12 protein-coding genes and 1 pseudogene are annotated in these 13,732 nt (G+C 37.1%); 8 read left to right on the top strand and 5 right to left on the bottom strand.

Annotation, left to right across the window (positions count from 1 at the left end; genetic code table 11):
- Nucleotides 1–48: 48 nt before the first annotated feature.
- Together C6H17_RS02305 and petA are read right to left on the bottom strand one after the other, a co-directional pair.
- Nucleotides 49–1,281, bottom strand: a complete 1,233-nt coding sequence (locus tag C6H17_RS02305; RefSeq protein ID WP_005217858.1) for a cytochrome b — start codon at nucleotides 1,279–1,281, stop codon at nucleotides 49–51.
- A 9-nt stretch (nucleotides 1,282–1,290) separates the two neighbouring features.
- Nucleotides 1,291–1,806 (bottom strand): ubiquinol-cytochrome c reductase iron-sulfur subunit, encoded by a 516-nt coding sequence (petA, locus tag C6H17_RS02300; RefSeq protein ID WP_005217860.1) that lies wholly within the window; start codon nucleotides 1,804–1,806, stop codon nucleotides 1,291–1,293.
- A 197-nt stretch (nucleotides 1,807–2,003) separates the two neighbouring features.
- On the opposite strand from petA, the gene C6H17_RS02295 reads away from it, so the two are divergent.
- The 8 genes and pseudogenes from C6H17_RS02295 (at nucleotide 2,004) to rsmG (ending at nucleotide 9,664) form a co-directional block, all read left to right on the top strand.
- The gene (locus C6H17_RS02295; protein ID WP_005217862.1) at nucleotides 2,004–2,765 is read left to right on the top strand and encodes an NAD+ synthase; all 762 of its coding nucleotides are present in this window, start codon (nucleotides 2,004–2,006) and stop codon (nucleotides 2,763–2,765) included.
- A gap of 294 nt (nucleotides 2,766–3,059) precedes the next feature.
- Nucleotides 3,060–3,527, top strand: a complete 468-nt coding sequence (locus C6H17_RS02290; RefSeq protein ID WP_005217864.1) for a hypothetical protein — start codon at nucleotides 3,060–3,062, stop codon at nucleotides 3,525–3,527.
- A gap of 267 nt (nucleotides 3,528–3,794) precedes the next feature.
- Complete coding sequence (gene aspS / locus C6H17_RS02285) at nucleotides 3,795–5,561, top strand: aspartate--tRNA ligase (RefSeq protein WP_005217866.1); 1,767 nt, start codon at nucleotides 3,795–3,797, stop codon at nucleotides 5,559–5,561.
- 14 nt (nucleotides 5,562–5,575) lie between these two features.
- The gene (locus C6H17_RS02280) at nucleotides 5,576–6,145 is read left to right on the top strand and encodes an adenylate kinase (protein WP_005217869.1); all 570 of its coding nucleotides are present in this window, start codon (nucleotides 5,576–5,578) and stop codon (nucleotides 6,143–6,145) included.
- Nucleotides 6,146–6,165: 20 nt separating this feature from the next.
- Nucleotides 6,166–6,705 (top strand): hypothetical protein, encoded by a 540-nt coding sequence (locus C6H17_RS02275; protein WP_005217870.1) that lies wholly within the window; start codon nucleotides 6,166–6,168, stop codon nucleotides 6,703–6,705.
- A gap of 47 nt (nucleotides 6,706–6,752) precedes the next feature.
- On the top strand, nucleotides 6,753–7,727 hold the full coding sequence (locus C6H17_RS02270; RefSeq protein WP_005217871.1) for an iron-sulfur cluster assembly scaffold protein NifU: 975 nt from the start codon (nucleotides 6,753–6,755) through the stop codon (nucleotides 7,725–7,727).
- 136 nt (nucleotides 7,728–7,863) lie between these two features.
- Nucleotides 7,864–9,063 (top strand): GDSL-type esterase/lipase family protein, encoded by a 1,200-nt coding sequence (locus tag C6H17_RS02265; RefSeq protein ID WP_005217872.1) that lies wholly within the window; start codon nucleotides 7,864–7,866, stop codon nucleotides 9,061–9,063.
- A 20-nt stretch (nucleotides 9,064–9,083) separates the two neighbouring features.
- Nucleotides 9,084–9,664: pseudogene (rsmG, locus tag C6H17_RS02255) on the top strand (16S rRNA (guanine(527)-N(7))-methyltransferase RsmG).
- Between the two features lie 144 nt (nucleotides 9,665–9,808).
- On the opposite strand, the gene gdhA reads toward rsmG, so the two are convergent.
- From gdhA to C6H17_RS02240, 3 genes are all read right to left on the bottom strand, one after another.
- Nucleotides 9,809–11,161: an NADP-specific glutamate dehydrogenase gene (gene gdhA, locus C6H17_RS02250; protein ID WP_005217876.1), complete on the bottom strand. Its 1,353-nt coding sequence runs from the start codon at nucleotides 11,159–11,161 to the stop codon at nucleotides 9,809–9,811.
- Nucleotides 11,162–11,424: 263 nt separating this feature from the next.
- Entirely contained in the window at nucleotides 11,425–12,330 is a 906-nt protein-coding gene (locus tag C6H17_RS02245; RefSeq protein ID WP_005217878.1) for a hypothetical protein, read from the bottom strand.
- A gap of 59 nt (nucleotides 12,331–12,389) precedes the next feature.
- The coding region (locus C6H17_RS02240) for an OmpP1/FadL family transporter (protein WP_104731324.1) at nucleotides 12,390–13,732 on the bottom strand (1,343 nt) is incomplete at its 5' end.

Raw genomic sequence — 13,732 nt, 5'->3', positions numbered from 1 at the left:
TAACGCCTATAATAAAGGCAACTATAATAAATATCTTAAACTCTCTCATTATTCACCGCCTTTTTTATTTTCTGCCATAGTTACCATAGGCAATACGATAAAAAGCAACACAAGGAAGCTAACAGAGGCAACTAAGCCAATGTATTTTGCATTACCATCTGGTGGCAACTTCCCATATACAGTAAGCACTATCAAGTCAATGATAAGTAAGATAAAGAATATAAGGAATCCGGGTCGCTTATGTGCAGGTTTTACAACATTACTTCTATCAAGCCAAGGAAGTAGCAAGAATACAACTTGTGCGATACCAAAGAATACTAAGCCAAGATTCGCACTAAAGAAGATACCACGCAATACTTCATAACTCCATAAGAAATACCACTCTGGATAAATGTGGGCTGGTGTTGCCAACTGATTTGCACGCTCAAAGTTAATGGGATCCATAGCAAAATCAAAATGATAACAAGCTAGGGCAAAGAATAGAATCATAAATAGCGATATGATAAAAATATCCTTACATAAGAAATCAGGCCAAAAGCGGATAACCTTAGCTTCTTTCTTATTTCCTGCCATGTATTTTTCTGCTTCTGCTTCAAAGTCGATTTCTTCACCCTCTTGATTATTAACATGCGGTTTTCTCAACGCATAAAAGTGCATAGCAATAGCACCCATAATAACTACTGGCAATAAAAACACATGTAGCATAAAGAATCTTGTAAGTGTAGAATCTGCTACGACATAGTTACCACGCACCCATTCTACAACATCGCTACCAATTAAAGGGATACCACCAAAAAGATTTGTAATAACCGCAGCCGCCCAATAGCTCATCTGTCCCCATGGAAGCATATAGCCACTAAACGCTTCAGCAGAAAAGATAACAAAAAGCACCATACCGCTAATCCAAATCATCTCACGACCATTCTTATAAGAGCCATAATAAATAGCCACAAACATGTGAATGTAGATAATCACAAATACCATACTAGCCGCAACAGCATGGATATGTCGCCATAGCCAGCCAAATGCAACTTCCTGCATAATCGTATAATTTACAGAATCATAGGCAAGATTTTCATCAGGCTTATAATACATAAGCAAGAAGATTCCACTTACAACAAGCAGGGTAAAAAGTGCGGTTAAAACCACACCCATAGCCCATAGCCAGTTAATATTTTTTGGAATCCAATATTTTGTCATCATTACTTCAATAAGCTTATTAGTCCCAAGTCTTTGGTCAAACCAATCAGCTAGATTTTTCGCTTTTTTTACTTGTGCCATACATTCTCCTTACGCATTACCTGAAGCTTTTAGCATTGCTTCATACTCTGTGCCACTCTCACCTAATATTAAAGTCGTATCGCCTTTAATCGCAAAAGGAGGAATGTCAAAAGGTCTAGGTGGCGGTGTCCCCTCGATATTCACACCATCACCTGTGAATTGTCCGCCATGGCATGGGCAATGAAAAAGATTCTCATTAGCTTTCCAGTTTGGAATACAGCCCAAATGCGTGCAAATCTTAATACCTATGCAATAATACTCACCAGCTAACTCAAAATCTCTAGCAGGTGAAATCTCATCGCCAGACTTCTTTTTCATAATATATACAGGCTTACCACGCCATTGCGTATCGCGTATCTCACCCTCTTGCATACCCGCAACATCAACGGTGGTAAAACCAGCTGAAACTACGCTAGGTAATGGATCCCAAGTTTTTTTCATAGCAACAAGTGCAGCGATAGCACCAGCACCAGCTACACCGCCAAGTGCCATGCCAAGGAAATCTCGCCTTTTCACATCAGCCATTATCTTCTCCTTCAAAGAAATAAACAAATCTCAAATTCTTGCCTTTGCGTAGAAAAAACGCAAAAAAACTCTAATATTCTAATAAAAAAACACTTAAAGCAATATTATATTCGCATACTTATTTGAGAAAAATTGTTAAAATGGCATATTTCTTAACTTAAAATCATTTTCATTATTTATTGCAATAAAGGATTTACATGCAAAAGCTTACACAAAATACCCTAGATTCTATATTCACATTTTTACAAAATGAAGTTAGCAATCGTGGCTTTAAGCAAGTAGTTATTGGGCTTAGTGGTGGTATTGATAGTGCGGTTGTTACGCTTTTATGTCATAAGGCTTTGTGTGGTAATACTAAGGCTTTGCTTATGCCATCAACAAGTTCTAGCAAGGAAAGTATTGAAGATTCTATCCTTTTGTGTGAATCTTTTAAGATAGATTATGCCATTTTGCCAATTAAAGATTTTGATTCTATATTTTGTAATCTTTATAAGGATCACACAAGGCTATCTCGTGGTAATTTCTGCTCGAGAATGCGTATGGCAACACTCTATCATATCGCACAAATGGAGCAGCGACTAGTCATAGGCACAAGCAATAAAACAGAGATTATGCTAGGCTATGGCACGATATTTGGCGACTTAGCATGTGCGATAAATCCAATAGGCAATCTCTATAAAACACAAATCTATATGTTAGCAGAACTCTTAGAGATTCCAAGACAAATTATAGATAAAGCCCCAAGTGCTGACCTATATGCAGGGCAAACAGATGAAAATGAGTTAGGATATAGCTATGATGAAATAGACCCATTCTTAGAATCTTATGAAAAAGCTAAAGGGGATATAACAAAGCTTACACAATACAGCAAAGATATGACTAAATCCTTACACAAACGCATACAAAATAATGCCTTTAAACAAAACATGCCTATGATTTTTAGGGATTTGGAGTATTGATTATCGATACAAATATATGTTCAACTTACAAACAGATTCTATAAAACTTTTAGATGGTATTTTCAGGTGATTTGAAACATGATGGGTGAGATTAATCTTTGCTTGACTTATTGTCTTTTGATGTATGGTATTGCAATTTAGCGTGAGAGATAAACATGAATCTAAATAAAAAGATTAGCTTATGTTTTGCTAGTATCTAGTATATTATGTGTATTATCGCTTATTGCATGTGGAAATAGCTCCAATACGCCAAAATGTGTTGATAAAGATGTGTAAGAAGAAGTTGCAAATTTCATGAAAGAAAAAACAAAACAAGAAATCACAAGAAACCATGTAGCTAAAATTGATAAACATGAGAATATGGGGTTATCTAGTGAGGCAAGAAAGGTAATGGAATTATTTCTTAAAGAAACAAGTGTGAAACTTGAAAAAATTATGACCGAAAAAACAGATAAGGAAAGAAAAAGAATTATATGTAGTGCAAATGCACATATGAACACGCCAAGAGAAGTAGCTGAAAGGGTTTTTATTTTGGGTAGGAAATACGATTTGCTGCAATACCTTGAACATGGAGAAAAAATGACAGATACGAATTTTGAAAAACTTATCAAAGAGAAATATGGTAGCATATCAGCATTCAATAAAGAGATAGACAAAGCAATAGATAAAAAGACGAAAGACATAAATAGAGACGAAATGAGTGCATTGATAAAATATACCGCACAAAGAACAGATGATGGCAAGTTAATCGTAAATTATTGAAGATTAAACCACAAATAACAGCTTGTTGCATTTATTATGGCAACACTATAATAAAAAAAATACTTCTTGAACTTACTACAAAATCTAAATTTATTGGAAACATCACTGTTTCAATGTATTAATTATGCGCTTAGAATCTAAAAATTGAAAACGATAGATATAATCTCCTAAAAACAAAGAGAGAATTTTTAAAAATGCTATTCTCAACAAAAAAATGCTACAATCCTAAAATCATTTTTTTCAAATCATTTTTTCTTAAGGAATTTAATGCGAACACATTATAACACAGCGTTAAGCACAGATGATATTGGTAAAGAGGTTACACTATGCGGTTGGTGTAATAGTTATCGTGATCATGGTGGTGTTGTCTTTATTGATTTGCGTGATAAAAGCGGTATTATACAGCTTGTAGCAGACCCAAGCAGCAAGGCTCACACGATAGCTTCGAGTGTGCGTGATGAATATGTATTATTAGCAAAAGGCAGAGTAAGGGCTAGAGGCGAGGGCTTAGTCAATCCAAAGTTAAAAACAGGTGCAATAGAAGTCGTGCTAGACACTCTCACTATTGAAAACAAAGCACAAACAACACCCATTATCATAGGTGATGAAAGCGTAAATGAAGAGTTGCGACTAAAATATCGCTACCTTGATTTGCGTAGTCAAAAAAGCCTTGATATTTTTAAATTGCGTGCAAAAATAGCAAGTGTTACGCGTAATTTTTTAGAATCTCATGGCTTTTTAGAGGTCGAAACACCCATACTCACAAAGGCAACGCCAGAGGGTGCAAGAGATTATCTTGTGCCAAGTCGTGTGCATGATGGCTCTTTTTATGCGCTTCCGCAAAGCCCGCAGTTATTTAAGCAATTGCTTATGATGAGTGGCTTTGAGAGATATTATCAAATAGCAAAATGCTTTAGAGATGAAGATTTGCGCGCTGATAGACAACCAGAGTTTAGTCAAATCGATGTTGAGATGAGTTTCTGTGAAGAAAAAGATGTCATGCAAATCGCAGAAGATTTAATCCTTGAGATTTTTAAAGCGTGTGGCAAGAGTATTTCTTATAAGATTCCGCATTTGGACTATATGGACGCTATGGAGTGCTATGGTAGTGATAAGCCTGATTTGCGTTTTGATATGCCTTTAGTTGAAGTGGCTGATTTATTTGTTAGCTCAAATAATGATATATTTAAAGAGATAGCCCTTGACACAAAGGCTAATCGCATAAAAGCCCTATGTGTGCGTGATGGGGATTCTAAATTTAGTCGCAAAAGCCTTGCTGATTTAGAAAAATTTGTGCGTAATTTTGGTGCAAAAGGATTAGCCTATATCCAAGTAAAAGAAGAGTGTAAAAGCTTTGATAGAGAAAGTATTGATGAGAGTTTGAAAGGACCGCTTACTAAATTTCTCACAGAAGATTCTATACAGGCTTTGTTGCAAAGAGTTGGTGCGAAAAAGGGTGATATTATCTTCTTTGGAGCTGGAGAAAAACATGTCGTTTGGGATTATATGGGGCGATTAAGACTTGAGGTTGCAAATCAGCTTAATCTCATTTGCGCTGACAAATTAAGCTTTGTGTGGGTTGTAAATTTCCCTATGTTTGAGAAAACTGATGAGGGTATTAAAGCACTTCATCACCCATTTACAATGCCAAAAAATATCGATGAAAGTGATATAGAATCTATACAATCAATCGCCTATGACATAGTCCTAAACGGCGTGGAATTAGGTGGTGGTAGCATAAGAATCCATAAAAGCGAGATTCAGAGCAAAATCTTTGACTTACTACAAATAAGCAAGGAAGAAGCAAATGAAAAGTTTGGATTCTTACTTGAAGCATTACAATATGGCACACCACCACATGGTGGCTTTGCGATCGGCTTTGATAGGCTTGTGATGCTTTTAAGTGGTGCGACAAGCATTAGAGAAGTCATTGCTTTTCCAAAAACACAAAAGGCAAGCTGTCTTTTAATGGAAGCACCAAGCAGTGTTACAACATTGCAATTAAACGAATTGCATATTAAACTTCAACATTAATTAAGGAGAAATTCATGAAGAAATTGTTTTTAATCATCGGCGCACCGGGTAGCGGTAAGACAACTGACGCACAAAAAATCGCAGAATCTAATGCGAAAATCGCACATTATTCCACAGGTGATTTATTGCGTGCAGAAGTGGCAAGTGGCAGTGAGCAGGGCAAACTCATTGAGAGTTTTACATCAGCAGGGAATCTCGTCCCGCTTGATATTGTGGTGCAAACTATTGTTGGTGCGATTAATAATTCGCCAAAAGATATTATTTTGATTGATGGTTATCCGCGTAGTGTCGAGCAAATGCTTGAGCTTGACAAGGTGTTAAAGCAGGATTCTAAAGTGCAGCTTGTAAATGTGATTGAAGTGCAAGTAAGCGAAGAAGTGGCAAAAGATAGGGTGCTTGGTCGTGCAAGGGGTGCTGATGATAATGCTGAGGTATTTAAAAATCGTATGCGTGTGTATCTAGAGCCTTTGAAAGAAATTCAAGACTTTTATACAAAAAATGGAATCTTGCATGTGATAGATGGCGAACGAAGCATTGAAGTCATCGTTGCTGATATGCGTGAGTTTATAGAATCTAGGATATAGTTTCCTGTTATATTGAGCCTTTGAAAAGGAGAAATATCTTTTTAGATTCTGAAGTCAATCAAAGCACGCAATGGAGAAGCGATTCTAAATATATTGCAATCAGACATTTGCAGATTGATAAAAGGGGGAGTTTTGGAGAAAGGCTACTAAGAGATATTTTTGCAAAGGAGAGAAATATTAGCCTTGTGTATAAGGACGGAGACCAAGGCAATTGGGACATACAGATAAATGGCATAAAGGTGGAAGTAAAAACACGTAGCCTTGATGTGAATAAGAAATTCCAAAACAAACATATCAAACAGACTGATTTATGCGATTATATTTGCTTTATAGGTGTTGCACCAAATAGCATTTACATGAGACTTGAAAAAATAGATGAAATTGACTTTACCAAACTACACAATAGGGGTGCGAGAGGCACTGGGGCTGGATATAAGTGGGATTTTAAAGCAAGCGAGATGACAGAAATTTTTACGCGTGAAGATGTTGTGAAGCTTTTTTATGACAAAATGGGGATAGATAAGGAAAAGATTAAACAAAAACTTAACAACACAAGATAAAGTGTTACTAACTTTTTGTTTAAACATAAATTTGAAAGGAAAAGAAAATGGCAAAGAATGACTTAATCGGTGGTGCGTTATGGGACGCATATTCAAACAAAGTAAGCGAGAGAATGGATAATCCCACACATTTGGGCGTTTTGACACAAAAAGACGCAGATGAAAAGGGAGCAAAACTCATCGTAGCAGACTATGGTGCAGAAGCGTGTGGCGATGCGGTGCGGCTGTATTGGCTTGTGGATAGCAATGATACAATCATTGATGCGAAGTTTAAAAGCTTTGGCTGTGGGACGGCGATTGCAAGTAGTGATATGATGGTGGAACTCTGCCTTGGCAAAAAGGTGCAAGACGCGGTAAAAATCACCAACCTTGATGTAGAGCACGCCTTGCGTGATGACCCTGATACGCCAGCAGTCCCGGGGCAGAAAATGCACTGCTCTGTTATGGCGTATGATGTGATTAAAAAAGCAGCGGGGATTTATCTAGGCAAGGACGCAGCGGACTTTGAGAGTGAAATCATCGTGTGTGAATGCGCGAGAGTTAGCCTATCTACCATTAAAGAAGTGATAAGGCTAAATGATTTAAAAAGTGTAGAAGAAATCACAAACTACACAAAAGCAGGGGCGTTTTGTAAAAGCTGTGTCAAGCCCGGCGGACACGAGGAAAGGGAATATTATTTGGTAGATATACTCGCACAAGTAAGGGCGGAAATGGATAAAGAATCTGTGAAAAAAGTAGCGGATAAAGGTAGCGAAATCGCATTTGCTCAAATGACAATGGTGCAAAAGGTAAAAGCGATTGATAAAGTCATTGACGCAAATATCCGCCCTATGCTTATGATGGATGGGGGCGATATGGAGATTTTAGACATTAAGGATACAAGCGATGGTTTTATTGATGTGTATATCCGCTATCTTGGGGCGTGTAGCGGCTGTGCGAGTGGGGCAACCGGCACATTGTATGCCATAGAATCTGTGTTGCAAGAGCAGCTAGATTCTAAAATTAGAGTATTGCCGATATGATAGACCAGAATCTTATGCAGGGCTTTTGCTTTGCTAGGATTCTAAAACACATGATTTATAAATTTATTTGATTAAGTTTCTACAAAATATATAAAACGAGTTAAAACTATAACAACAAAAATTACAAAGGACAAATATGAAAAAGTATGCAATGTGTTTTATCACATATTTTGCCCTAATTGGTGTTATAAATGCTCAAACGCTTACTTTTTTAGAGCTTAATCCACAATATAAACCATACATGGAACATGCAGTATTGCAAAATTATATGGAAGATTCTGTGTTATTAAAGCAGTTAAAACACAAATGGAAAAGGCGTAAGGACTTGCGTATCCGTGTATTTGGAGATTCCCATGTTGCAAGTGATTTTATCACAAATGAGTTGCGAAATATATTGGGAAATATCAATGCCATAGGTTTTACCTATCCGCTTATGCCCTCATATCATCAAACTTTGCTTTTAGAATACCAAAATGATGGCTTTTTAGTGCTAGATTCAAGAAAACCTAGCGATTATACAGACTATCCTATGGGCGGTGTGATAGCCTATCCAGAATCTTTACCAGCAAGCATCAAGCTTAGCATAAATCCAAAGCAAATCCGTGCTTGGAATAATAACTTTATCGCACAAATTGTATTTAAAAATAATGACACAAAAGAGGCATTAAGGATAGAAGATGCAGATTCTAAAAGTCATATATTGCGTGCAGATAAAAATGATACTTGGGAGATTGCAAATCTAAAGCTTAGATTTCCTATCACTATTCATGCTTTAAGCAAAGAGGTAAAACTTGGGGGTTATTTTATCTATAAGGAAAAAGAGAGTAATATTATCGAGCATTTGGGGATTAATGGGGTGCGTTCTGATATTTGGAAAAAGTGGAATAAAGAGATTCTAGAAAAAGAATTGCAAGTGCTTGATTATGACATTATCATGCTTTGTTATGGATCAAATGATGCAATGTATAATGTGCTAAAAGAAGATCGCTTTATTGAAAATTATAGAGAGTTTATATCTATGCTAAAGAAATATAATCCAAATGCAATCATTATTTTAATGTCGCCACCACCTGTATTACTCCCTGTTGATGCTTCAAAAAAGCGATATAAGAGTGCAAAAACCTTTATGCCGGTAAAAGAGGCGATACTAAAGGTTGCAAAGCTAGAGAATATCATGCTATTTGACATTGATGAATTTATTGAAAAAAATGGCACAAAACCCGCATGGACCGAGCTTAATCTATCAAAACAAGATGTGCATTTAACCCCGCAAGGCTACAAACTCATCGCACATGGAATCTATCAAGCCTTAATCAATACAATAAAAGCAAATTAGGCATAATATAGGGGAATATAATGCAGCACATTAACTATGATATACAAGCCATTATATCACAACCACACATGGCAAAGCCGCTAGAAAGATTCAGTAATATCTTGCTTCAATGGGCAAAGATTCATAATCTAACCGCTATAAAAGATTCTAAAGAGCTATATCATCAAATAGCAGATAGCTTACTTCCCATATCATTTTTAAAGCCATTTCACACTTGTATTGATATAGGTAGTGGGGCTGGATCCCTGCTTTAATCCTTGCGTGTTATTATACTGATAGCAAGTTTTATCTATTAGAGCCGCGTAAGAAAAGAGTATCATTTTTAGAAAATGCGATTATTAGCATGGGCTTATCACATGTCAAAGTGATTGCAGATTACTCATATAATATCAAGGATATAAAGGGGGATTTAATCACCTCTCGTGCAGTGTGTAGAAGTGATATTTTGGTGCGTGATAGCAGGCATTTATTAGAATCTAGCGGACATTATCTGCTTTACAAAGGCACAAATACTGCAAATGAAAAAGATTTATTAGATGATATGCAAACACAAGTCTTTACAAATACCAATCGTGCGTATATTTATGCAAGTTTTGTTTGAGATTCTAAACTTGAGTTATGGCTATTTCTAAGTTATATTTTAAGTAAATTTTATTTGCCTTCTAAGCTAAAACAGGTTTGAAATACTGCAATATCCCAAATGGATATCATGCCACATATAGACTCCAAAATCTACAAGCAGGGATTAAATCACACCTTGGTCAATCATCGCTCCAGCAACCTTTCTAAATCCTGCGATATTTGCACCAAGCACAAGGTTTGTAGGATCCCCAAACTCTTTTGCCGTTTCACTCGCACTCGCAAAAATGCTCTCCATAATGCTATGCAATCGCTTATCCACCACTTCAAAGTTCCATGGATTCATACTTGCATTTTGTGCCATTTCTAGTCCGCTTACTGCCACGCCACCAGCATTTGCAGCTTTGCCTGGTCCATAGCAAATCTTAGCATTGATAAATTGATGTGCTGCATCAAGGTTTGAGGGCATATTTGCCCCTTCACTCACGCATTTACAGCCATTAGCAAGGAGAATTTTAGCATCATTGCCATTAAGCTCATTTTGTGTCGCACTTGGGAATGCCGCAAAGCAAGGCACAGCCCACACCGGATTGCTATCTTTTGGATACTCGCTAATTGGCGTATAAACTGCTTGTGCTCGCTCTTTGGCATATTCACTTAGAGTTGCTCTTCTTACTTCCTTAATCTCTTTTAGCAATGCCAAATCAATGCCGTCTTTATCATAAATTGTCCCTTGAGAATCGCTTGCCGTTACGGGCTTTGCCCCAAGTTGATAGAGCTTTTCAATCGTGTAAATGGCTACATTTCCAGCCCCAGATACGCTACAAATTTTACCCTCTAAGCTTTCGCCCCGTGCTTTTAGCATTTCTTCTGCAAAATACACGCAACCATAGCCTGTGGCTTCCGTCCTTACAAGGCTTCCACCCCACGGGATAGCCTTACCTGTAAGCACACCCTCAAAGCAATTTGTGAGCTTTCTATACTGCCCAAAGAGATAGCCTATCTCTCGCCCACCTACGCCAATATCACCCGCTGGGACATCGGTAGTCGCACCGATATGGCGATACAGCTCATTCATAAAGCTTTGACAAAACCGCATAATTTCACCTTCACTTTTACCCTTTGGATCAAAGTCGCTTCCGCCCTTACCACCGCCCATAGCAAGTGTTGTAAGAGAGTTTTTTAGAATCTGCTCAAAGCCCAAAAATTTAATCACGCCATCATTCACGCTTGGGTGGAATCTTAACCCACCTTTGTATGGTCCAATAGCAGAGTTAAACTCAATGCGGTAGGCACGATTTGTTTGAATCTTGCCCTTATCATCAACCCAACTTACGCGAAAATGAATCTCTCTATCAGGAATCGTAAGACGCTCAAGTATGGCATAAGATTCATATCTCTTATCCTTTTGAAGTGCCGGTTCAAGGGACTCAAAAACTTCCTCCACAGCTTGATGAAAAAGTGTCTGTGAAGGATATTGCTCTTTTAATTTGTTGAGAACATTACTTGCGTATGACATAATATCTCCTTTATTATTATAGAAATGTGCTAGACTATACCTAACACTTTCAATTATAAACATCTATAACTTAATAAAAACTAAAATTGCAACTTTAATATAAAATTTCTTACAAATTAACGGAATATCTATTTTACAAAGTTATGAAAATGCCTATATATAGTCGTTTGTGAAATATTGCAGAATAATTATTTGGTGTGAATATTTTTCACATTTTGTTTTTATTGTGTTGATTTTTGAAATAAGGAAGTTAATACAAGTTATTAATTTTTATTAACGAAAGAATAATGCAATAAAAACTTTTTCAAAGTGCGTGCATATCTTCTGCCTGAACGAATAGGGTGTAGTTTGCTAATTAAAGCAGGTATTATCCACATAACCTTTAAATATCTATTTGCAGTAGAGTTTGTAGATGATGTGATAAAGCTGCAATATATTGCATTACGCACAGTAACTATTGGATGCTGTTCTGGATTGACTGCCATTTGCGTAAAATCAACACCATCAAAATTTACAATATTATGTTTTTTATTGAGAATACTCCAAATACTTTGATCATGCCTATTTTCTATAAAGCTTTCATCATTGGGTATAGGGCTTGGACTATCATCAACAAGTTCAAAATGATGATAAAAGACATTGAGCCACTCTTGCATAATGGCTTGTGTTCTCTGTGTTTTGCATAGCATGACAAGACCACTAGCAATCTGTCTTGTATCTGTATAATGTTTGTCATTTAGAACGCCAAAATGCTGAAATACACTTGCTTTTGTCCATACTTTTTCGATGTGATGTCCACCCACCATTACCCCCATAATCTCATTTTTTCTTATCTCATCTATCATCTCTTGTAGTCGCCTTCTGCCCTCAATCTGAAATTCGCAACCTATATCAATATAGAACAAAACATCACCTTCATTCATTTGTTGTAGAGTTTGTAAGATAATCTGTGGTTTCCAGCACCAGTAGCCAAAGCCTCTGGTTACCCCCCCCCCCCCGTTTATACACGCTTGATTACTCATGGCGTCTCTAAACTCTTTATCTAAATTTGTCTCATTGTATAAGAAAATATAGTCAAAAACTTGCATAGCTTTTGCTTGCTGATAGAATCTTAAAGCTGATAAACAAAGTCTTGTATCAGCAAATGAGCATAAATATACTTTTGACATAAAATCCCCTAAATGCGGTTTGTCGTATTATATCACAAGTTATATAGAGACACCTTATATCACCATAAATATTTTGCCCCAAGAGTAAGCAAATGCAACTGCCCAAAACCATCATGAGAGACTATAAAGCTTTTTCTATTATCTTTTAGTGCAAGTGAATAAGCCAAACCTAAATCTAGCCTATCATCTAAGAATCTTTTCCTAAAGCCTAAGCCAAACATATACGCATTTGCATCAGGTATGCCAAACTTACCTTGTGGGGCGGGTGTCTCATCATAGGCGATACTTCCCATAATCTTATAAGATTCTCCAAAATATGTATATCCCAAGCGATACGCGCTAGAATCTTTCCAGCCATTTCCATAGGCCACTGCAGAATAGTCAGCCGCATCCAGCATTTCATCAGGTTTAATCTGTCCAGAAGCAAGATTACCAACATTTAGATTTGACATATCAAACACTTGATTTGCATAGCCAAACTCAAAGATTTTAGCTTTGCCCCAAAGCGTATGTTCCCATACAAACTCTACTCTATGATTCCCAAAATCTTGCGACAAGGCGACATTTATAATAGGTGGCAAATCAGTAGCAAGTGTCAAATCCGCATTCATACCGATATAGCCCTCAACCTTTGTGCTACCTATGATAGGAATATCTACACCTTGATAGATATAAGACTTCGCCGAGAGTTTGCCCTGCATATCCCAATGCACATTAGAGCGATAGGTAACCGCTAGTCTTAGATTCTGAAACATATTATTTTCAAGCCTTGCAAATGGTTGTAAAGTCGCTGCAAGATTATAGCCAAATCCCCATGAACTCGCATTTGAGACCTGCTCCACTCTTGTCGTGCCATAGCTATGAATATTACCAAGAGCTCCCATATTTACATCTTGTTTTATCGGCACAAAAAGCGTATTAGAAAAATCACCGAAGGCATAAATCGCCCTTACACCAGCACCAAAGGCAAAAATATCATCATAAGCTATAGATACAACAGGATTAAACTCCATCATTGCAATGCTTACATCTTTTAGGAATCCACCACCGACACCATCCCACTGCATAGCAAGACCAGAAGGTGTAGTAAATGAAAAGCCAAAGTTTGTTTTCATGCCCAATGGTAACTCATAGGCACGAGATTTTAAAAAGAATTTTGGCACAGGTTGCAAGGTTGTAGTCGCATATCCACCAACCCTTGCAGCACCGCAAGGCACACCGGGTTCTGCCTTATTATTTACTTTATTTGAATGTCCATCTTTTTCACAGAAATGCCCATTAGCCGCTAAGCTACTAAGACCAGATGCCTCAACATTTATCCCCATATCCCTATTTTCAGTATCAAACGAGAAGCTAGGGATATAAATAAGCGTCCCATTCACCTCAAATTCCCACTTATCAC

Origin of the sequence: Helicobacter rappini, from assembly GCF_900198625.1 — a bacterium.
In the GTDB taxonomy this organism is placed as follows: Bacteria; Campylobacterota; Campylobacteria; order Campylobacterales; family Helicobacteraceae; genus Helicobacter_A; species Helicobacter_A rappini.
Note: the sequence above shows the minus strand (reverse complement) of the source record. Positions and strands in the feature narration are given on the sequence as shown.

Bases quoted from the DNA above. Each gene is read 5' to 3' on its own strand.
- C6H17_RS02290 (WP_005217864.1), top strand. From the start codon at position 3,060: ATGAAAGAAAAAACAAAACAAGAAATCACAAGAAACCATGTAGCTAAA.
- C6H17_RS02305 (WP_005217858.1), bottom strand. From the start codon at position 1,281: ATGGCACAAGTAAAAAAAGCGAAAAATCTAGCTGATTGGTTTGACCAA.
- petA (WP_005217860.1), bottom strand. From the start codon at position 1,806: ATGGCTGATGTGAAAAGGCGAGATTTCCTTGGCATGGCACTTGGCGGT.
- gdhA (WP_005217876.1), bottom strand. From the start codon at position 11,161: ATGTCATACGCAAGTAATGTTCTCAACAAATTAAAAGAGCAATATCCT.
- C6H17_RS02265 (WP_005217872.1), top strand. From the start codon at position 7,864: ATGAAAAAGTATGCAATGTGTTTTATCACATATTTTGCCCTAATTGGT.
- C6H17_RS02295 (WP_005217862.1), top strand. From the start codon at position 2,004: ATGCAAAAGCTTACACAAAATACCCTAGATTCTATATTCACATTTTTA.
- C6H17_RS02245 (WP_005217878.1), bottom strand. From the start codon at position 12,330: ATGTCAAAAGTATATTTATGCTCATTTGCTGATACAAGACTTTGTTTA.
- aspS (WP_005217866.1), top strand. From the start codon at position 3,795: ATGCGAACACATTATAACACAGCGTTAAGCACAGATGATATTGGTAAA.
- C6H17_RS02270 (WP_005217871.1), top strand. From the start codon at position 6,753: ATGGCAAAGAATGACTTAATCGGTGGTGCGTTATGGGACGCATATTCA.
- C6H17_RS02280 (WP_005217869.1), top strand. From the start codon at position 5,576: ATGAAGAAATTGTTTTTAATCATCGGCGCACCGGGTAGCGGTAAGACA.